Source organism: Streptacidiphilus fuscans (assembly GCF_015690355.1).
Classification (GTDB): Bacteria; Actinomycetota; Actinomycetes; order Streptomycetales; family Streptomycetaceae; genus Streptacidiphilus; species Streptacidiphilus fuscans.
In genome coordinates this window covers 355,397-374,590 of sequence record NZ_JADPRT010000007.1, presented here as the reverse complement: position 1 = coordinate 374,590, position 19,194 = coordinate 355,397, and the positions used below count along the sequence as shown (strand labels likewise).

The following is a 19,194-nucleotide window of genomic DNA, read 5'->3' as shown; positions in this document are numbered from 1 at the left end:
ATGCGCATGCCCGCATTCCCCAGACCGACGTCCCCCGGAGTCGCAGTCTCCGGAACCGCAGGCCGTCGCCTCGGCGCCGCAGCCGCGGCCTCCGCGGCGCTGCTCGCCGGCAGCCTCGCCCTGGCGCCGGGAGCCCAGGCGGCCGGCGGCGGGTACGTCGCCCTGGGCGACTCGTACTCCTCCGGCGTCGGCAGTGGCAGCTACATCTCCTCCAGCGGCTCCTGCGAGCGCAGCACGCTGGCCTACCCGTACCTGTGGTCCCAGGCCCACTCGCCGTCGAGCTTCAGCTTCGAGGCGTGCAGCGGTGCCACCACCAGCGATGTGCTGAGCAGTCAGCTCGGGACGCTCAGCAGCAGCACCTCCGAGGTGAGCATCACCATCGGCGGCAACGACGCGGGCTTCGCGTCGACCATGGAGACCTGCGTCCTGGAGGGCACCAGCTCCTGCCTCTCGGCGGTCTCCTCGGACGAGAACTTCGTCAACACCCAGCTCGCGCCCAAGCTCGACGCCGTCTACTCGGCGATCAAGTCGAAGGCGCCCAACGCCCATGTGGTGGTGCTGGACTACCCCCACCTCTACGAGGTGCCGGGCTCCTGCCTCTTCGGCATAGGGGACACCAGCCGGACCGCCATCAACGGCGCGGCCGACGACCTGGACTCGGTCACCGCCAAGGAGGCCGCCAAGTACGGCTTCACCTTCGCGGACGTGCGCAGCGCCTTCGAGGGCCACGAGATCTGCTCGAACGACTCCTGGCTGCACAGCACGACGCTGCCGATAGACGAGTCCTACCACCCCACCTCGGCGGGGCAGGCGGACGGCTTCCTGCCGGTGTTCAGCAAGGACGCCTGAGTCTCCGCGCCGGTGCCGTCAGTGCCGGTGCTGTCAGTGTCGTTGCCTAGTCTTGCCGCATGACTGAACAGACCCCGCCGCACGGACCGTTGGTCCATCACGTCGAGCTGTGGATGGACGACCTGGCCCTCGCCGAACGCCAGTGGGGCCCGGTGCTCGGGGTGCTCGGCTGCAAGCCGTTCCAGCACTGGGAGAACGGCCGCAGCTGGCGGCGGGACGGCAGCTATGTGGTGATCGAGCAGTCGCCGGCGCTCCGGCCCGGAGGGCACGACCGCCTCCGGGCCGGAATCAACCACCTCGCGCTGCGCTGCACGCCCGTCCGGCCCGAGGCCGTGTTCACCACGGCGCGGGACGCCGGGTGGCAGCTGCGGGTGGACACCGGCCAGGCGCTCCACCTGACGGACAGTCAAGGATTCGAGCTGGAGCTCGTCTACGACGAGACTCCTCAGGTCGACAGTGCCGCCTGCGCCGACGAGGCGTAGAGCGCCTCGATGTCCACCGCGCAGTGGCGGATGATCGCGCGGCGGCGGAGCTTGAGCGAGGGGGTCAGCAGGCCGGACTGCTCGGTGAAGTCCATCGCCAGGACCCGGAACGCGCGCACCGACTCGGCCCGGGAGACGGCGGTGTTGGCCGTCACGACCGCGCGTTGCAGCTCGGCGTGGATGTCCGGGTCATGGGCGGCCTGGGCGGGGCTCAACTGGGGTCGGCCGTTGCGGCGTTGCCAGTGGTCCAGGGCCTCGGGGTCCAGGGTCAGCAGTGCGCCGACGAAGGGCCGGTTGTCGCCCACCAGCATGCAGTGGTTGACCAGCGGGTGGTTGCGGATCCGGTCCTCAAGGGTCACCGGCGCGACGCTCTTGCCGCCGCTGGTGACGATGATCTCCTTCTTGCGGCCGGTGATCCAGAGGTAGCCCTCGCTGTCGAGACGGCCGAGGTCGCCGGTGGCCAGCCAGCCGTTGCGCAGGGTGTCCTCGGTGGCCTCGGGGTTGTTCAGGTAGCCCTGGAAGACCTGGCCGCCGTGCACCCAGACCTCGCCGTCCTCGGCGATCAGCACGCTGGTGCCGGGGATCGCCTGGCCGACGCTGCCGAAGCGCGGGCGGTCGGGCGGGTTGGCGGTGCTGGCCGCGGTGGTCTCGGTGAGGCCGTAGCCCTCGATGACGGTGACGCCCGCGCCCTTGAAGAAGAGCGCGTGCTCGCGGTTCATCGCCGAGCCGCCGGACATGGCGTGCCGGAGCTTGCCGCCGAGCACGGCGCGGACCTTGCCGTAGACGAGCGACTCGTAGAACTGGTGCTGCATCCGCAGCGCGGCCGTCGGCCCGGGGCCCTCGCCGAACGCGGCGCGCTCCTGGGCGGCGGCGTAGCGGACGGCGGCGTTGTAGGCCTTCTCGAAGATGCCGCCGCGTCCGCTCTCCTCGGCCCGCTGGCGGGCGCGCTGCAGCAGCTTCTCGAAGATGTACGGGACGGCCAGCAGGAAGGTCGGGCCGAACGACGCCAGCGACGGCAACAGGTCGGCCGGCCTGAGGCTCGGCTCGTGGGCGAGCCGGACCCCGGCGCGGATCGCGCCGACCTGGACCATCCGGCCGAAGACGTGGGCCAGCGGGAGGAAGAGCAGCGTCGAGGCCTGCTCGCCGCGTCCCTTGGCGCCGAAGACCGACTCGTACTGGGTCACCAGGTTGTCGCACTCGGCCATGAAGTTGCCGTGGGTCAGCACGCAGCCCTTGGGACGGCCGGTGGTGCCGGAGGTGTAGATGATCGTGGCGACGGTGTCGGAGGTGACGGCCGCGCGGTGGCGCTCGATCTCCTCGTCCGGCACGGAGCGTCCGGCGAAGGCGATCTGCCGCAGGGCGCCGGCGTCGAGCTGCCAGATCCGGCGCAGCGTGGGGAGGCTGTCGCAGACCGAGCCGACGGTCATCGCGTGGTCCTCGTGCTCGACGATGCACGCGACCGCGTGCGAGTCGCCGAGGATCCAGCGGACCTGCTCGGCCGAGGAGGTCGGGTAGACCGGGATCGGCTGCGCGCCGATGGACCACAGCGCGTAGTCGAGCAGGGTCCACTCGAAGCGGGTGCGCGACATCAGCGCGACCCGGTCGCCGAAGCGGATGCCCTGCTGGAGCAGGCCCTTGGCGAGCGCCTGGACCTCGTCGCGGAACTGCGCCGCGGTGACGTCGTGCCAGGTGGCCCCCTGCGGGGATGGCGCCTCGTCGGTCGCGTCCGGGTTGATCGCGGTACGCCTGCTCAACACCGGGAGGAGCGGAGTCTCCTCGGCGGTGCGGAAGACGGAGTCGGCGAGGCCTTCCGTCCGTTGTGCCCGGACCAATGCCGGAACGCTGAACTCACGCATCCGGCACCCTTTCATCACCCTGCGTGTGGAGAACCCGCAAGTTACCCCAGGTAAACGCCATGAACCAGAGCGGCGCGGGGGATGCTCCAGCCTTTTCACAGGACCCCCACCGCACCTGCCTGCCTTCTGTGTACCAACTTCCCAGGATGACAAGTGATTTGGGGTGATCTGTCGGATATGACCGTGAAATGTGGTGACACTGCGGCCCGGTGGCGGTGCCGTATCGACGGCGTATCGGTCGCGTCAGCGGAGCCGGGCTGGAGATGTGGTGACAGATGTCATCGGAAGTGCAGCGATCTGTGTCCCTCCACTGTCGAACTGACGTCCTTGCGAGTAGTAGAGTCGCGGCGATTCTGCCGGGACCTGAGAGGAATCCATGCGCTTCCGCCGCAGATCCATCCGCGCGAAGATCACCGCGCTGCTCCTGGTGCCGCTGACCGCACTGACGGCCCTCTGGGCCTACACGTCCGTGCAGTCGGTCAGCCAGGTCTGGGGCCTGATGCGGGTCAGCAGCGACTACCAGTGGTTCGGAACGCCTGCGGACACCCTCTCTCGCGCCCTGCAGGACGAGCGCCGCGCCGCCGTCGCCTACACCGCGGCCTCGCTCTCCGCCGATGGCCGGCCGACCACGCCCCCTGCCGCCGAGCTCAGCGCACTGCGCCAGGCCGAGGCGGCGACTGACGCCGCGTCCGCCGCCTTCACGCGCCACGCGAACGATCGGGGCCACCGCTCCGGGCTGAACGCCGCCGAGCTGAGCACGCTGGGGCTGATCGACACGGAGCTCAAGGGTCTGGCCTTGGAACGGCAGGCGATCAACGGCAACTACCAGGGCTGGTACAGCGTCTACGCGTGGTACACGGTCGGGCAGGACCCCTTCTTCCAGTTCCGGCTCCAGCTCAGCGACGTCAGCGGCGGCGACCTGGCACGGACCGCACAGAACCTGATCGAGATCGTCCGCGCCCGCGAGTACCTCTCCCGCGAGGACGCGATTGAGGTGGGCGCACACTTCCAGGGCACCCTCGACGACCAGCAGTACCAGGAGATGCTGTCGACCGGGGCGACCCAGCAGCTGCTGCTCCAGGTCCACACCGAAGAGCTGCCGTCCTCGATCGCCGCGCTCTACACCCCGTACCTCAGCAGCTCCGACTACTTCGAGCTGCAGGCGCTGCAGTCGGACGCCGCGCAGCTCGGAGCGGCGCAGGCGCTGAACCGGCTCAGCTACCAGCAGTGGCAGCAGAGCGTCGGCGTCAACCTGAGCCGGCTCAGCGACATCGACCAGCAGGCCGCCCAACTGGCCGGGCAGCAGGCCACCTCCTACGCGATGCGGGTGATCTGGCAGGACGGGATCGCCGGTGCGCTCGGTCTGCTCGCGGTGATCGCGACGATCGTCATCTCGCTGCGGATCGGCCGCCGTCTGGTCCGCGAGCTGGTCGAGCTGCGCAACGGCGCCTTCGAGCTGGCCGGGGTCCGGCTGCCGTCGGTGATGCGCAGGCTCCATGACGGCGAGAAGGTCGACGTGGCCGTCGAGGCGCCGCCGCTGGCCACGCCCAGCGGGGGCAGGCCTTCCAAGGGCAAGCACGCCGACGGCTCGCACGACGAACTGGCGCAGGTCGGCCGGGCGTTCAACGCGGTGCAGCGCGCCGCGATCGAGGCCGCCGTCGAGCAGGCCGAGCTGCGGCGCGGCATCTCCGCCGTCTTCGTCAACCTGGCCCGCCGCAGCCAGGCGCTGCTGCACCGGCAGCTGTCGCTGCTCGACGAGATGGAGCGCCGCGCGGAGGACCCGGGCGAGCTGGACGACCTGTTCAAGCTCGACCACCTGACGACCCGGATGCGCCGCCACGCCGAGGGCCTGATCATCCTCTCCGGCGCGGCCCCTGGCCGGACCTGGCTGCGACCGGTGCGGGTGCTGGACGTGGTCCGCGCCGCGGTCGGCGAGATCGAGGACTACGCCCGGGTCCGGGTGCACCGGATGCCCCCGGTCGCGGTGGTCGGCGGCGCGGTCTCCGACCTGGTCCACCTGCTGGCCGAACTCGTCGAGAACGCCACGGTCTTCTCGCCGCCGCACACCCAGGTGCGGATCCAGGGCGAGGAGGTCGCCAACGGCTTCGTGCTGGAGATCGACGACCGCGGGCTGGGCATGGGCGAGGAGCCGCTGGCAGCCGCCAACGACCGGCTGGCGACCGGCGGCGACTTCGACCTCGGCGACACCGACCGGCTCGGGCTCTTCGTAGTCAGCCGCCTGGCCGCCCGCCACGACGTCCGCGTGTCGCTGCGGCGCTCGCCCTACGGCGGCACCACGGCGGTCGTGCTGCTCCCGCACGCCCTGCTCACCCCCGCGCCGCCGCGCCCCGGCGACGCCGACGTCAGCGGCGTCGAGGCGACCGGCGAGCAGGTGGTCGTGCCCCAGCTCACGCGGGTGGCGCGCGAGTTGACGCCCGCGGGCCGGACCCGTCCGGTCCTGGAGGGGGACCGGTCCGGCTTGGACGCGTCGGACCGGCCCGCGCTGGGTGGTCCGCGTCCGCACGGGCCGGAGTCGGAGGACGGCGACGGTGTCGGCCTCACCGCCCCGAGGCTTCCGCGCCGCCGCCGGACCGACGCACGCCGCGAGGTGGTCCGCGAGGCGCCCCGCGAGGTCCGTCAGGACGTGCGCTCCGAGACCCGGTCCGACCTCCGGCACGACGTCCTCGACGAGGACGTGCTGGCGGACGAGATCCTGTTGCGCAGCGACACCGAGACCGCCGTCGCACCGGCACTCCCCAGGCGCGTGCGCCAGGCCAACCTGGCCCCGCAACTGCGGAGCGCACTCGAACCGGACTCCGCGTCCCGGCCCGCGGCGCCCGCCGTCGACCAGGTCGAGCGCACACCCGAACAGGCCCGCGCCGTCTTCGCCTCGTTCCAGCGCGGACTCGCCCGAGGCCGCGCCGCGGCCGACCCGGCGCCGGCACCGGCACCGGCCCCGGCACCTTGGCGGTCGGCATCCGACTCCGTTCTTGACGCAGCACCAGATTCAGCACCGACACCGGAAGGACCCACCCGATGACCGGCACGACGAAGCCGTCCGGCGACCTCAACTGGCTCTTGGACGACATGGTCCGCCGGGTGCCCACGATCCGGCACGCGGTGGTGCTGTCCAGCGACGGGCTGGCCACCGGCGCGTCCGGGGAGCTGGCGCGTGAGGACACCGAGCACCTGGCCGCGGTGGCCTCCGGCTTCCACAGCCTGGCCAAGGGCGCGAGCCGCCACTTCGAGGCGGGCGACGTCCGGCAGACCATGGTCGAGCTGGACCAGGCCTTCCTCTTCGTCACCTCCGCGGGCGACGGCAGCTGCCTGGCCGTGCTGAGCGAGGCGGACTCGGACGTGGGCCTGATCGCCTACGAGATGGCGCTGCTCGTCCGTCGCGTCGGTGAGCACCTGGGCACCGAGCCGCGGGCGTCCGCGTCGGCGGGGTGACCCGATGCCGGGGGAGCAGGACCGCCGTGAGGCCGCCGTAGGGCGAGCGGACGACTGGGACGAGGACACCGCCCAGTTGGTGCGTCCCTACACGCTGACCCGGGGCCGGACCCGGCACTCCGGGTCCGAGGCGTTCGACGTGGTCGCCCAGATCAGCGCGGTGCCGCGCGAGCCGGGCATCGCGGACGAGGACGCGCAGGACCCGGAGCACGAGGCGATCCTCGACCTGGTCCGCCACGGGCCGCTGTCCGTCGCGGAGTTGGCGGCGGACCTGGACCTGCCGCTGGGCGTCGTGCGGATCCTCCTCGGCGACCTGCTGGCGGCGGAGCTGATCCAGGTCACCCGGCCGGTGCCGCTGGCCGAGCTGCCGGACGTCCAGATCCTGCGCGAGGTCATCCAGGGCCTGCGCGCGCTCTGACGTCCTGGCCGTGTTGAGCAGGGTGACGTCTGGCACGCGCTGACGTGCCTGCCCTGCAAGCCCGTTCGACGATTTGTCGCCCGGACGGGTCAATCGGCGGCGGCTCCGGCGTGGCGTCGGGGCGCGCGGGCAGCTTCGGCGCATGCAACCTGGGATCTGTGCGCCCCCACCGGTACCGCCCCCGCACGTGCCGGTCGTGCCACCGGCCGGACCGGGATCGTTCACCCCGCCACAACCGCCGCCCGTACCACCGGCGTTCCCGCCGCCGCTCAGCTGCGTCCGGGTGGTTCCGCACCGGCCGCACCCGCGCGTCGTCGTGCACCCGCGCCCGCCCCTGCGGGTGACCCCGCACCGGACGCCGCCGCCCAAGCCGCCGCCTCCGCTGCCCACACCCGTGCTGGTCGCGCACGTCCAGGCCGTCACCGCCGTGCCGCACGTGCTGGCGCAGCCGATGGTGACGGCGGCTCCCGCCGCGCCCGAGGCCGCGTTCGTCTATGTCGCGATCACCATTCCCGCCCTGGTCGCCGCCGGGGCGGGCGCGCTCAACCACGTGCTGGGAAGGGGTCGTTGATGACCACTCTGGGATTTCTCGCGGCTGCCGTGGTGGGCGGGCTGCTCGCGGTGCTGGTCCTCGCCGGGTTCGGGCGGACCACCCGCTCGAAGGAGGGCGCGTTCTCGGGAGGCGCGCTGGGCTTCCTCGGCTCGGCCTCGCTCTCCTCCTTCGTGCTGATCGCGGCCTTTCTGATCGCCGGGTCCTGGTCCAACCTCAACACCGCGCGCGGGCACACCTTCGACGAGTCGCGCGCCCTCAACGCCGCCTACACGGACGCTGACACCACCACCCGGCCGCTGCTCAAGGAGTACGTGAGCGCCGTCATCGACAAGGAGTGGGCCACCATGGCCGCGGGCCAGGCCAGCCCGGCGGCCTGGCAACGCCTGGACGCGGTCCGCGCGCAGGTGGAGGCGCTGCCCGCCGCCACTCCCACCGCGCTCACGGCCAAGGACCAGGAGCTCAGCGATCTCGACGCGGTCTACACGGCCCGGCAGATCCGGCTCGCGGACACCTCGGCGACCATGCCGTGGCCGCTCTATCCGGCGCTGATCTGCACCGGCCTGCTGGTGCTGCTCTATGCGCCGATCGCCGGGCTCACCTTCCGCCACCGCGAGGCGGTGGCGTTGGGACTGGTCGGCGCGGTGGTCGGGTTCGGGGTCTGGATGGTGCTGCACCTGACCCACCCCTATGCGGGACCGGTCCATGTGACACCCGTCGCATACGTGCAGAGCCTCGCGAGATTCCAGCAGTTGGGAGCGGCCTGAGCCGGTGCCGTGCACCGCGACCAGGGCGTGGACGGCTTGACCCGCCCCCATGCCCGTGCCCTAGGGTGCGGCGCGTGAACCCTGGCGCGAACAGCGGTGGCGCCGCGTCCGCTGCCGTGAAGAATCCAGTAGCCGTGAAGATCCTTGTCGCAGGCGGCTTCGGCGCCGGCAAGACGACGCTCGTCGGTGCGGTCAGCGAGATCCGGCCGCTGCGCACCGAGGAGCGGCTCAGCGAGGCGGGACGACCGCTCGACGACACCGTCGGCGTGGAGGGCAAGCGGACCACCACGGTGGCCATGGACTTCGGCCGGATCGACATCCGGGCGGGGTTGGCGGTCTACCTGTTCGGCACGCCCGGACAGGACCGGTTCTGGTTCGTCTGGGACGAGTTGGCCCAGGGCACGCTGGGTGCGGTCGTGCTGGCCGACACCCGGCGGCTGGAGGACTGCTTCCCGTCGGTGGACTACTTCGAGCGGCGTGGGATCCCGTTCGTGGTCGCCGTCAACTGCTTCGAGGGCGCGCCCCGGTACCCGGCGGAGGAGGTCCGCTCCGCGCTGGACCTGGCCGCGAGCGTGCCGGTGGTGCTGTGCGACGCGCGGGACAAGGACAGCGTCAAGGAGGTGCTGGTCGAGACGGTCTCGCTGGCGCTATCCGAGAAGCAGGCGCTCGTTGGTCAGGGTCATCGGTCCGTCTGAGAGAACGCGCAGGTAGGTCGGCCCGGAGGGGTTGCGCGCGAAGGGCGCGCCGATCCGGGCCAGCGTGTAGCGGGCCGTGGCGTGCGCGGGGAGGGTCGCGGGGCCGGAGACGATCCGCCAGTTGAGGTCCATCCAGGCGTTGCTGCTGGTCGCGAAGGCGGGGGTGAGCGGCTGGTCGCCGGTGTTGCGCAGCGTCGCGGTGATCCGGCTGATACCGGCCGAGGGCTTCGCCGACTTCGCGGTATGCGCCGTCGCGGCGGTTGCGGCCACCTGAAGCGGCGGCGGGGTGAGGACGGCGACGGCGAGCAGCACCACGGCGGGCAGCACCAGCAGCGCGGGCACCCCGAAACGTACCGGGCGGGACCGCAGCACCGCCGGACGTGTCGCCGGACGCCAGGTCCACGCCGTCGCGAAGGACGCCCGCTCGTTGCAGGCGAGCGCGGTGAGCCAGAGCGGCGTCAGCAGCATGAAGTAGGTCTCCGTCGACCGGGTCGACAGGAAGAACGCCGGCCACGGCAGCACGGCGATCGCGGGCGCGAGCCGGGCCGGGAACAGGGCGAGGAGCACCAGGGTGGCCAACAGCAGCGCCGCCGCGGCCGTGGAGTAGAGCCCGAGCGCGCCGCTGCCCCGGGTCAGGTAGTAGCTGATGTCGACGGGGCCGAGGCCCTGCGGGGTGGCGTGCTGGGTCAGCACGGCGACGATCCCGGGCGCCCAGCCCTTTCCGTCCAGGCCGAGTCCGTCCCGGATCAGGAACGGCAGGTTGACCAGCAGGAACACCGCCCCGGCCAGGCCCGCGTAGCGGCCGGTGACGGCCAGGGCGGGACGCCAGGAGCGCAGCTCGCCCCGGCGCAGCAGCAGGACCCCGAGCAGCACGAACGCGGTGAGGAACCAGGCGAGTTGGTGCGCCGAGTCGGCCACGCCCAGGCAGCAGGCGGAGACGGCCCCGGACCGCCCCAGGCGTCCGCCCGCGCCGATCCGGCTCCAGCCCGCCAGCACCACGACCAGGAACGGCAGCGTCAGGAAGACCGGGTAGCCGTCGCGGGCGTACGGGAACATCCAGCTCATGCCGAAGAGCAGCAGCGTCGCGGCGGGCCGCAGCGGCACCGGCAGCAGCCGGAACATCAGTACCCCGGCGGCCACCAGTGCGGCCAGCGACCAGAGCCCGGCCACGGGCACCCAGAACGGCGCGGGCAGCAGCCCGTGCGGCACGAATGGGGCGTTCAGCAGCACGCTCAGCGGTGGATAGCCGAAGACGTCGACGGGCCTGCCGTCCATCAGCGGCGTCAGACTCACGTGGTAGACCGCCGAGGCGGTGGGGAAGTGCGCGCCGTAGACGTGCCCGCCCGCGGCGAAGGCGCGGGCGGCCATGCTGACCAGCGCGCCCTCGTCGTCCCCGTACGGCAGCGTGCCGCGGCCCGAGGTGGCCCCGAACTGGAGGACCAGGCGGACCAGTGCGGCGCCGAGCACCGCCAGATCCAGCCGACGCAGCGTCACCGGCCGCCTGGCGAGCGAGATCAGGACAGCGAAGGCCAGCAGCGCGCCGTAGAGCACGCCGAAGCCCGCGCTGAGGTAGACCCGGCTGACGGCCTCGTCACGCAGGTCGGCCGGAAGGCCCTGGAACAGGCTGAGCAGCGCGACCAGTGAGAGGATCCGGTGCGCGAGCAGCGGGCTGATGACCGGCTTCGAGGTGACGGCCGGTGGTTCGACGGGTGGTCGGTTGACGATGGTCCGCATGGCGAGGCCGACGCTAGTCGACACATTCCGGCATACGCGGCGAAGGACCCCAATGAGTGAGGAACAGGGATCAACTATTCGCCTGGCCGGGCGAATCCGGACCAGACGTTCGCGGGACGGCCCGGGCCGAGTCCGGGATGACGGAAGAGACCGCCGCCTGCGGTGGTGATGTAGAGGGTGTCGAGCCCGGGACCGCCGAACGCGCAGTTGGTGACGTTGGGCACGGGCAGTTCGACGGTCTCCAGCAGCTTGCCCTGCGGGGACAGGCAGCGGACCACGCCGCCGCCCCAGAAGGCGATCCAGAGGTTGCCCTCGGCGTCCAGCGTCATGCCGTCCGGGTCGCCGTCGAGGTGGGACACGTCGAGCGAGCGCAGCGGGGCGGCCAGTGGGCCGTGCTCCGGGTAGGCGTAGAGGTCGATCCGGCGGCGCGGGGTGTCGGTGTGCCAGAGCAGGTCCGGCTCGGGCCAGTCGAGGCCGTTGGGGATCAGGAAGCCGTCCGCGATCGGGACGGCGACGACGGCTCCCGCGTCCGCGTCCTGTTCCAGCCGGTAGAGCGGTCCGGGGCGGCGCGGCTCGTCGACCTGCATGGTGCCGGCCACGATCCGGCCGAAGGGGTCGCACTTGCCGTCGTTCATCCGCCGGTCGGGGCGGTCGCCCTCCACCTCGGCGACGACGCGCAGGTCGCCCGTCGCGGTGTCGAGCAGCGCGAACCCCTCGGCGACGGCCAGCAGCACCGTGCCGTCCCGGTAGGGCGCGACGGTCCCCGGCATGGTCGGCAGGGCGATCTCGCCGACGGAACCGTCCGCGTGCGAGAACCATCGAAGGGTGCGGTCCTCGATGCCGATCCAGTAGACCCGTCCGGTCGCGGCGTCCCAGAGGACGCCCTCGCCGAGGACGAGAGGAGTGGCGTCGGCATGTTCCAACGGCATGTGCTGCTCCGGATTCTGTGACGAGGTGGGGCCTCGGTGCCCACAACCATGCTCGCAGGCCGCACAATGGTTCTTCACGGACCGGACACACGGACAGATACTCCAACAGATACACCGACGCGATGCGGGAGCGGTTCAGGCGATGCAGGGGGCGGCACTGACGCACTGGCGGCTGGGCAAGTTGGGGCTGGGCAAGCTTCTCGGTCCGGGCAGGCTGCGCGGGCTGGTCGAGCTTCGCCCGTTCGGCGTGTTGCGCCGGGCGTGCGGCCTGCGGCGGGTCGGCGGCGTGGTGATCACCCTCGGCGTCGTCGCCTCGGTCGCCGTGGTCGGCGAGGCGGCCTCCGGTTGGCTGGCCGATCCGCCGCCCGGGCAGTTGGCGGCGCAGGCGGCCGACGGCGAGGCGCGGCTGCTGGCCCTGGCGCTGCGTCAGCTTCCGCCTGACGGCCTGCCGGACGAGGCCCGGTTCGCGGAGACGGCGACCGCCGTGCCGAGCGAGCTGCTCCGCGTCGACGTGCGGCGTCCCGGCGACGCGGTGCTGACCGTCCAGCTGGTGGGCCAGGCGAGCTCGGGCGCCTTCGACGGGCGGAGCGCGGCGACGGTGGTGCGCTGCTACGCCATGGACTGGCAGCCCGCGAAGGCAGGCGGTCCGTCGGGCGGTTCGGGCGGTTCGGGTGGTTCAGCCGGTTCGGGCGGTCCGGCCGGTGGTCCGGTCTCGGGGCTCGCGGCCGACGTGGTCGGCGATCCCGTCCCGACGGCCTGCCCGGCCCTGCCCGTGGTGCCGGCGGGAGCGCCCAGCGGCAGCGAGTTGGCGGCGGAGCTGAACGCGGGCTCGACCGGGGAGCGGGCCAGCAGAGCGGGCGTCTTCGCCACCGGACAGCCGGGCGCGTGCGCGTTCGCGGAGACCAGACCCTCCGGGCGGCTGCTGGCCTGGGCCGCGCCGCTGCTCGCACCCTGCACGAACGCCGCGGCCCGCGAGGCGGCCGCTTTCGGCGCGTGAGCGAGCCGGACCGGGCCGGATCGGGTAGGACCGGGGTCGGATCGGGCCTGAACGGGCGTCGTCGCACCGAGATCGGCCGTGGCCGCACGAGAATGACCGGGTGACCAGTTCTGTCGAACAAGCGCGGTCCCTCGAACGCGCGCTGCGCGGCGCCCTCCGGGGTGAGGTGGACTTCGGGACCGCGCAGCGGGCCGTCTACGCCTACGACGCGTCCAACTACCGTCAGGTCCCGCTCGGGGTGGTGAAACCCGCGTCGTCGGACGACGTGCGGGCGGCCGTGGCGCTGGCGCGGGAGCACGGCGTGCCCGTGCTGGCACGCGGGGCCGGGACCAGCATCGGTGGGCAGGCGGTCAGTCCCGGCGCCCTGGTGCTCGACCTGCGGGCGCGGTTCGCCGGGGTGACGGAGGTCGATCCGCAGGCGCGGACCGCACGCGTGCTGCCCGGCACGGTGCTGGACTCGCTCCAGGCGGCGGCCAGGCCGCACGGGCTGGTCTTCGGGCCGGACCCGTCCACGCACAGCCGCTGCACGCTCGGCGGGATGATCGGCAACGACTCCTGCGGCCCGCACTCCGTCGTCTGGGGCCGCACCGCCGACAACGTCCGCTCGCTCGACCTGCTGCTCGCCGACGGCACCGAACTGACCGTCAGCGGCCCGCTCTCCGCCGACGAGCGGGCGCAGCTGCTGCGCGGCACGCCGGGCCGCGCGGGGGAGCTGCTGCGCGGATTGCACGCGCTGGCCGAGCAGAACCTGGGCACGCTGCGTCAGGACTTCCCGCAGCTGCCGCGCCGCGTCTCCGGCTACGCGCTGGACGCGCTGCTGCCCGAGCGCGGCTTCGACCTCGCCCGCGCGCTCACCGGCACCGAGGGCACCTGCGCGCTGCTGTTGGGCGCGACCGTCGCGCTGGCCCCGCTGCCCAGCCGCCGCGTCCTGGTCGTCGCCGGGTACGCGGACGAGAGCGCCACCGCCGAGGCGGTGCTGGAGCTGCTGCCGCTGCGCCCGCTGACGGCCGAGGGCATGGGCGGCGACCTGGTCCCTGGCGGCCTGGCCGGTCTGACCGGCCCAGGCGGCTGGCTGTTGCTGGAGGCCGAGGCGGGCGACCACGCCAGGGCGGTCGAACGGGCCGTGCGGGCGCAGGGAGCGGCCGTCGCCGTGGTCGAGGACCCGGTGGCCCAGCGGGCGGTGTGGCGGGTGCGCGAGGCCGCGGCCGGGACGGCGACCCGGGCGCCGGACGGCTCGGAGGCCTGGCCGGGCTGGGAGGACACCGCCGTGCCGCCCGAGCGGCTGGCCGGGTACCTGCGGGAGCTGCGGGAGCTGATGGCCGCGCACGGCCTCCAGGGCACCCCGTTCGGGCACTTCGGCGAGGGCTGCGTGCACCTGCGGATCGACTTCGACCTGGACCGTCCGCAGAACGGCAGGTTCCGGGGCTTCCTCACCGGCGCCGCCGACCTGGTGGTGCGTCACGGCGGGTCGCTCTCCGGCGAGCACGGCGACGGCCAGGCGCGCGGCGAGCTGCTGGCCCGGATGTACCCGCCGCGCGTCATCGAGCTGTTCGGGGCGTTCAAGGCGCTCTGGGACCCTGCGAACCTGCTCAACCCGGGCAATCTGGTCGACCCGCGCCCGTTCGACGCCGATCTGCGGCAACCGGCGCTGCGGCGGGAGCTCTTCCCGGAGCTGACGCTGACGCTGGTGGACGGCGCGCGACGCTGCGTCGGCGTGGGCGCGTGTGTCACCGACGACCCGGCGACCGTGATGTGCCCGAGCTACGCGGTCACCAGAGAGGAGCGGCACTCGACGCGTGGCCGGGCCCGGCTGCTCGGCGAGCTGCTCCGCGGTGACCTGGTGACGGACGGCTGGCGCTCGCGCGAGGTGCGGGAGGCGCTCGACCTGTGCTTCGCCTGCAAGGCCTGCGCGAGCGACTGCCCGGTCCATGTCGACATGGCGACCTACAAGTCCGAGTTCCTGCACCGCTTCTACCGGCACCGGCCGCGGCCCCGGATCCACTGGACGCTCGGCGGACTGCCGCGCAACCTGCGGCTGCTGCGCGCGCTGCGGCTGGGCCGACCCGTCGGCGCGCTGGCACGGAGCCGCTTCGGACCGCTGTTGGCGTGGCTCGCCGGGACCACCCGGCAGCGTCCGCTGCCGCCGATCCCCGCGCGCGCCTTCACCGAGGGCACCATCACCGAGGGTGCGGCCGGCGCGGGTTCGGGCGGTCGGCCGGTGCTGCTCTGGCCTGACACTTTCGGCAACCACTTGCAGCCCGAGGTGCTGCGCGCTGCGACAACCGTGCTGCGCCGGTTCGGATTTCGGCCCGTACTGCCGCAAGGGCCCGTCTGCTGCGGGCTGACGCAGACCACCACGGGCCGCCTCGACGCGGCCCGTCGCACCAGGGACCGCACCCTGCGCACGCTGGCGCCGCTGCTGGACGCCGATCCGCAGCTGCCGATCGTGGTGCTGGAGCCGAGCTGCGCGGCCGAACTGCGCGCACCGCACTCCCCACTGGCCGACCGTGTCCGCACGTTCGCGGAACTCCTGGACGAGCAACTCGACCGCGTTCCCGAGCTGGTTGCTGCCCTCGCGGTCCAGGGCAAGCCCGAGAGCAAGCCCGACAGCAAGCCCGAGAGCAAGCCCGACAGCAAGCCCAGCGCGCTGGTGCAGACGCACTGCCACCAGCACGCCGTCCTCGGCACCGACGCCGACCGGCGCCTCGCCGCCCGGCTAGGCCTGGACCTGCGCCAACTACCGCCGTCCTGCTGCGGGTTGGCGGGCGATTTCGGCTTCGAGCCGGGTCACGAGGCGGTGTCCGTCGCCGCCGCGGAGCGGGTGCTGCTGCCCGCGCTGCGGGCCGAGCCGGACGCGACGGTGCTGGCGGACGGGTTCAGCTGCCGCACCCAGATCGCCCAGCTGGCGGACGGTCGCCGGGCGTTGCACCTCGCCGAGTGGTTGGAGCGGATGCTGCCGCAGGAGCCTCTCTCGGACATCTGACGGACACGCGGAGGTAACGATCCGGCGTGCTTGCAGAAAGTTGCTGCAAGCACTTTCCAAGCCGATTGCATCGCTGTTACGTTCCTCCCCAAGCCCGGCGGCTGTGCGACCCGGGCACCCACCCCCGAAGGAGTCCATCGATGCGTCGTGGCATTGCGGCGGCCGTTCTGGCGACGGCGATAGCGGTTTCTGCAAGCGCTTGCGGTTCCTCTGGCAGCAGCTCCGGCAGTTCCTCCGCCAACGCGGGTCCGGTCACCATCACCTGGTGGGACACCTCGGACGCCACCAACGAGGCGCCGACCTACAAGGCCCTGGTCGCTCAGTTCGAGGCCGCGAACCCGACCATCAAGGTGGACTACGTCAACGTCCCCTTCGCGACCGCCCAGACCAAGTTCACCGCCGCCGCGTCCGCGGGCAAGGGCGCGCCCGACGTGCTCCGCTCCGACGTCGGCTGGCTCCCCGGCTTCGCCCAGCAGGGCTACCTGGTCCCGCTGGACGGCACCCCCGCCTCCGCCGAGAAGGCCAAGTTCGAGCCGCAGCTGATCCAGCAGGCCACCTACCAGGGCAAGCTGTACGGCATGCCCGAGGTGACCGACACCCTGGCGCTGATGTACAACAAGCAGCTGTTCGCCAAGGCGGGCATCACCGCCGCGCCGACCAGCTGGGCCCAGCTCACGGCCGACGCCGCGGCGGTCAAGACGAAGGACGGCGTCGACGGCTTCGCCTTCAACCCGGCGTCCTACTACGCCATGCCGTTCCTCTACGGCGAGGGCACCGACATGGTGGACGTCAACGCCAAGAAGCTGGAGTTCAACTCCGCGGCGGCGATCAAGGGGATCACCACCCTGAAGAACCTGCTCGCGGCTCCGGGCGTGAGCAAGCTGGACACCACCGCCAACGGCTACGCCAACATCATGGACGCCTTCGAGACCGGCAAGGTCGCCTCGATCATCCAGGGCCCGTGGGAGACCACCAACGTCCTCAAGGGCTCCGCCTTCTCCAGCGCGTCCAACCTGGGTGTCGCGGTGGTCCCCGCCGGCTCGGCCGGCAAGGCGGGCGCGCCGATCGGCGGCCACAACCTGGTCGCCTACGCCGGTTCGGACGCCGCGCACCAGGCCGCCTCCGAGAAGTTCATCGCCTTCATGACCTCGGCGGCCTCGCAGGAGACCATCGCGACCAAGAACTCCACGCTGCCGACCCGCAGCGACGCGTACACCTCGGCCGTCACGGCCAACCCCGGGATCGCCGACTTCCAGCCGGTGCTCTCCGCCGGTGTGCCGCGTCCGCCGCTGGTCCAGTACAGCGACCTCTACACCACCTTCCAGACCGACCTCACCAAGATCCTGCTGAACCAGGAGAGCGTGCAGACCGGGATGAACAACGTCACCATCCAGGCGCAGAAGGAACTCACCGACTACGCCGCGCAGTGACCGAACTCCGGCCGGCCGTCCGGTCGCTGTGGACTGAGGGTTCCACGGCGCGACGACGGCCGGCCGGTCGCAGTCCTTCCCGGCCGGCAACGGCCAGCATCAGTGTCTGAAGCAGCAGTCTCTGAAGAGGTGTCAGCATGACCGTGGCAGCACCGGCCAAGGCCGCGCCGCCGGACCCGGTGGACCGGGCCGAGGCGCGACGCCGGGGGCCGTTCCGTCGGATCCGGCAGTCGTACGACCAGTTCTGGTACGCCTGGGCGATGTGCGCCCCGGTCGTGGTGGTGCTCGGCCTGCTCGTCGGCTATCCGCTGGTGCTGGGCGTGATGTACACCTTCACCGACGCGACCAGCCTCAACGTCGGGCACACCATCGGGGTCAACCACATCCCGGACACCTTCAGCTGGGTGGGGCTCAAGACCTACGTCGACATCCTGTCGGGGCCGGACAACCAGTTCTGGCCGCACTTCGGGTGGACGATCGTCTGGACCGTCACCTGCGTCGTCCTCACCATCTCGCTGGGCCTCGGGCTGGCCGTGCTGCTCAACCGCAAGGTGCGCGGCCGGACCGCCTACCGGATGCTGCTGATCCTGCCGTGGGCGGTGCCGACCTTCGTCACCATCTTCTCGTGGCGGCTGCTGCTGGCCGACGACGGGCTGGTCAACAGCGTCCTCGGATTCGTCGGCATCGGCCATGTGCAGTGGCTCAGCGACCCGTTGTGGCAGCGGGTGGCCGCGATCGCGGTCAACGTGTGGGTGGGCGTGCCGTTCATGATGGTCTCGATGCTGGGCGGCCTGCAGGCCATCCCGGGCGAGCTCTACGAGGCCGCCGAGATGGACGGCGCCACCGCCTGGCAGCGGTTCCGCAACGTCACCCTGCCGGGTCTGCGGCCGGTCAGCAGCACGCTGGTGCTGCTCGGCATCATCTGGACCTTCAACCAGTTCAACGTGATCTACCTGCTGTTCGGCACCACCAACAGCGACAGCGTGCAGATCCTGGTGACCTACTCGTTCCGCCTCTTCTTCGGCCAGGAGCCGATGGACTACGCACGCGCCGCGACCGTCGGCGTGCTCTGCCTCTCCATCCTGGTCGTCTTCACCGAGTTCTACCGGCGCTGGATCCGCCGCATGCAGGGAGACGCAGCATGAGCAGCAGCGCACGCTTGACCAAGCCACGCGGTCGCAACGAGCGCAGCCCGCTCGCCTCCCTCGGACTGCACTCGGTCCTCGCCGTGGCGGCGTTCGTGGCGGCCTTCCCGGTGGCCTGGGTCGTCTACATCTCGCTCGGCCCGGGGCAGTACGACTACCAGCACCCGCAGCGGATCGCGGCACACGCCTCGCTCTCCAACTACAGCTACGTGCTGGGCCACACCGACTTCTTCACCTGGTTCGCCAACTCGGCGATCGTGGCGGCCGGGACGATGGTGCTCGGCGTGCTGCTCGCCGCCAGCGCGGGCTACGCGGTCTCGCGGATGCGGTTCCTCGGACGCGGCACGCTGATGTACTCGTTCCTGCTGACCCAGATGTTCCCGGTCGCCGTGCTGCTGGTGCCGCTCTACAAGATCCTGGCCGACACCAAGCTGCTGGACACCTACCCGGGCCTGATCCTCGTCTACTGCACCACCACCGTCCCCTACGTCGCCTGGCTGATGAAGGGGTACTTCGACACCATCCCGGTGGAGATCGACGAGGCCGGCCGGATCGACGGGCTCACCCCGTTCGGCACCTTCTGGCGGCTGATCCTGCCGCTGGCCAAGCCGGGCCTGGCGGTGGCGGCGTTCTACTCCTTCATCACCGCCTGGGGCGAGGTCGCCTTCGCCTCCTACTTCCTGCTGTCGCCGGACAAGTACACGCTCGCGGTCGGCATGCAGCAGTTCGTCAGCCAGTACAACTCGCAGTGGAACTACCTGGCGGCCACCGGCGTGCTGGTCGCCATCCCGGCGGCGATCGTCTTCTACCTGGTGCAGAAGCACCTGGTCGCCGGGCTCACCGCGGGCGGCACCAAGGGCTGACCGGCCCGCGCCCCCGCTCCGCACCACCTCTCGCAGTTCAGTCGAA

16 protein-coding genes are annotated in these 19,194 nt (G+C 72.0%); 13 read left to right on the top strand and 3 right to left on the bottom strand.

Annotation, left to right across the window (positions count from 1 at the left end; genetic code table 11):
• Nucleotides 1–6 precede the first annotated feature (6 nt).
• Entirely contained in the window at nt 7–849 is an 843-nt protein-coding gene (locus I2501_RS19475) for an SGNH/GDSL hydrolase family protein (protein WP_196195443.1), read from the top strand.
• A 59-nt stretch (nt 850–908) separates the two neighbouring features.
• Nucleotides 909–1,331 carry a VOC family protein gene (locus tag I2501_RS19470; RefSeq protein ID WP_196195350.1) on the top strand — a complete coding sequence of 141 codons (423 nt, stop codon included), beginning with the start codon at nt 909–911 and terminating at the stop codon, nt 1,329–1,331.
• Here I2501_RS19470 and I2501_RS19465 read toward each other — a convergent pair.
• Nucleotides 1,295–3,187, bottom strand: coding sequence for an AMP-dependent synthetase/ligase (locus tag I2501_RS19465; protein ID WP_196195349.1), 1,893 nt, complete (start codon nt 3,185–3,187; stop codon nt 1,295–1,297). The genes I2501_RS19470 and I2501_RS19465 overlap by 37 nt on opposite strands.
• 376 nt (nt 3,188–3,563) lie before the next feature.
• Here I2501_RS19465 and I2501_RS19460 point away from each other — a divergent pair, with 376 nt between their 5' ends.
• The 6 genes from I2501_RS19460 (at nt 3,564) to I2501_RS19435 (ending at nt 9,067) form a co-directional block, all read left to right on the top strand.
• Nucleotides 3,564–6,227: a sensor histidine kinase gene (locus I2501_RS19460; protein WP_196195348.1), complete on the top strand. Its 2,664-nt coding sequence runs from the start codon at nt 3,564–3,566 to the stop codon at nt 6,225–6,227.
• On the top strand, nt 6,224–6,637 hold the full coding sequence (locus tag I2501_RS19455; protein WP_196195347.1) for a roadblock/LC7 domain-containing protein: 414 nt from the start codon (nt 6,224–6,226) through the stop codon (nt 6,635–6,637). The genes I2501_RS19460 and I2501_RS19455 overlap by 4 nt, the downstream gene beginning before the upstream one ends.
• Nucleotides 6,638–6,641: 4 nt before the next feature.
• A complete protein-coding gene (locus I2501_RS19450) occupies nt 6,642–7,055 on the top strand; it encodes a DUF742 domain-containing protein (protein WP_196195346.1) in 414 nt (137 codons plus the stop codon).
• Between the two features lie 283 nt (nt 7,056–7,338).
• A complete protein-coding gene (locus tag I2501_RS40275; protein ID WP_196195345.1) occupies nt 7,339–7,626 on the top strand; it encodes a hypothetical protein in 288 nt (95 codons plus the stop codon).
• Nucleotides 7,626–8,372: a bestrophin-like domain gene (locus tag I2501_RS19440; protein WP_196195344.1), complete on the top strand. Its 747-nt coding sequence runs from the start codon at nt 7,626–7,628 to the stop codon at nt 8,370–8,372. The genes I2501_RS40275 and I2501_RS19440 overlap by 1 nt, the downstream gene beginning before the upstream one ends.
• A 134-nt stretch (nt 8,373–8,506) precedes the next feature.
• On the top strand, nt 8,507–9,067 hold the full coding sequence (locus I2501_RS19435; protein ID WP_328806480.1) for a GTP-binding protein: 561 nt from the start codon (nt 8,507–8,509) through the stop codon (nt 9,065–9,067).
• Here the strand turns inward: I2501_RS19435 and I2501_RS19430 are convergent.
• The gene (locus I2501_RS19430) at nt 9,020–10,801 is read right to left on the bottom strand and encodes a hypothetical protein (RefSeq protein WP_196195343.1); all 1,782 of its coding nucleotides are present in this window, start codon (nt 10,799–10,801) and stop codon (nt 9,020–9,022) included. The genes I2501_RS19435 and I2501_RS19430 overlap by 48 nt on opposite strands.
• A 74-nt stretch (nt 10,802–10,875) precedes the next feature.
• Nucleotides 10,876–11,730: an SMP-30/gluconolactonase/LRE family protein gene (locus I2501_RS19425; protein WP_196195342.1), complete on the bottom strand. Its 855-nt coding sequence runs from the start codon at nt 11,728–11,730 to the stop codon at nt 10,876–10,878.
• A gap of 142 nt (nt 11,731–11,872) precedes the next feature.
• On the opposite strand from I2501_RS19425, the gene I2501_RS19420 reads away from it, so the two are divergent.
• The 5 genes from I2501_RS19420 (at nt 11,873) to I2501_RS19400 (ending at nt 19,148) form a co-directional block, all read left to right on the top strand.
• On the top strand, nt 11,873–12,727 hold the full coding sequence (locus I2501_RS19420) for a hypothetical protein (RefSeq protein WP_196195341.1): 855 nt from the start codon (nt 11,873–11,875) through the stop codon (nt 12,725–12,727).
• Between the two features lie 100 nt (nt 12,728–12,827).
• Complete coding sequence (locus tag I2501_RS19415) at nt 12,828–15,710, top strand: FAD-binding and (Fe-S)-binding domain-containing protein (protein ID WP_196195340.1); 2,883 nt, start codon at nt 12,828–12,830, stop codon at nt 15,708–15,710.
• Nucleotides 15,711–15,850: 140 nt separating this feature from the next.
• Nucleotides 15,851–17,140, top strand: a complete 1,290-nt coding sequence (locus I2501_RS19410; RefSeq protein ID WP_196195339.1) for an extracellular solute-binding protein — start codon at nt 15,851–15,853, stop codon at nt 17,138–17,140.
• Between the two features lie 137 nt (nt 17,141–17,277).
• Nucleotides 17,278–18,285, top strand: coding sequence for a carbohydrate ABC transporter permease (locus tag I2501_RS19405; RefSeq protein ID WP_196195338.1), 1,008 nt, complete (start codon nt 17,278–17,280; stop codon nt 18,283–18,285).
• Nucleotides 18,282–19,148 (top strand): sugar ABC transporter permease, encoded by an 867-nt coding sequence (locus I2501_RS19400; protein ID WP_196195337.1) that lies wholly within the window; start codon nt 18,282–18,284, stop codon nt 19,146–19,148. The genes I2501_RS19405 and I2501_RS19400 overlap by 4 nt, the downstream gene beginning before the upstream one ends.
• The last annotated feature ends 46 nt before the right edge of the window (nt 19,149–19,194 follow it).

Excerpts from the sequence above, each read along its gene's own strand:
- I2501_RS19475 (WP_196195443.1), top strand. The coding sequence starts at position 7 with ATGCCCGCATTCCCCAGACCGACGTCCCCCGGAGTCGCAGTCTCCGGA.
- I2501_RS19470 (WP_196195350.1), top strand. The coding sequence starts at position 909 with ATGACTGAACAGACCCCGCCGCACGGACCGTTGGTCCATCACGTCGAG.
- I2501_RS19465 (WP_196195349.1), bottom strand. The coding sequence starts at position 3,187 with ATGCGTGAGTTCAGCGTTCCGGCATTGGTCCGGGCACAACGGACGGAA.
- I2501_RS19460 (WP_196195348.1), top strand. The coding sequence starts at position 3,564 with ATGCGCTTCCGCCGCAGATCCATCCGCGCGAAGATCACCGCGCTGCTC.
- I2501_RS19455 (WP_196195347.1), top strand. The coding sequence starts at position 6,224 with ATGACCGGCACGACGAAGCCGTCCGGCGACCTCAACTGGCTCTTGGAC.
- I2501_RS19450 (WP_196195346.1), top strand. The coding sequence starts at position 6,642 with ATGCCGGGGGAGCAGGACCGCCGTGAGGCCGCCGTAGGGCGAGCGGAC.
- I2501_RS19440 (WP_196195344.1), top strand. The coding sequence starts at position 7,626 with ATGACCACTCTGGGATTTCTCGCGGCTGCCGTGGTGGGCGGGCTGCTC.
- I2501_RS19430 (WP_196195343.1), bottom strand. The coding sequence starts at position 10,801 with ATGCGGACCATCGTCAACCGACCACCCGTCGAACCACCGGCCGTCACC.
- I2501_RS19425 (WP_196195342.1), bottom strand. The coding sequence starts at position 11,730 with ATGCCGTTGGAACATGCCGACGCCACTCCTCTCGTCCTCGGCGAGGGC.
- I2501_RS19420 (WP_196195341.1), top strand. The coding sequence starts at position 11,873 with ATGCAGGGGGCGGCACTGACGCACTGGCGGCTGGGCAAGTTGGGGCTG.
- I2501_RS19410 (WP_196195339.1), top strand. The coding sequence starts at position 15,851 with ATGCGTCGTGGCATTGCGGCGGCCGTTCTGGCGACGGCGATAGCGGTT.
- I2501_RS19405 (WP_196195338.1), top strand. The coding sequence starts at position 17,278 with ATGACCGTGGCAGCACCGGCCAAGGCCGCGCCGCCGGACCCGGTGGAC.
- I2501_RS19400 (WP_196195337.1), top strand. The coding sequence starts at position 18,282 with ATGAGCAGCAGCGCACGCTTGACCAAGCCACGCGGTCGCAACGAGCGC.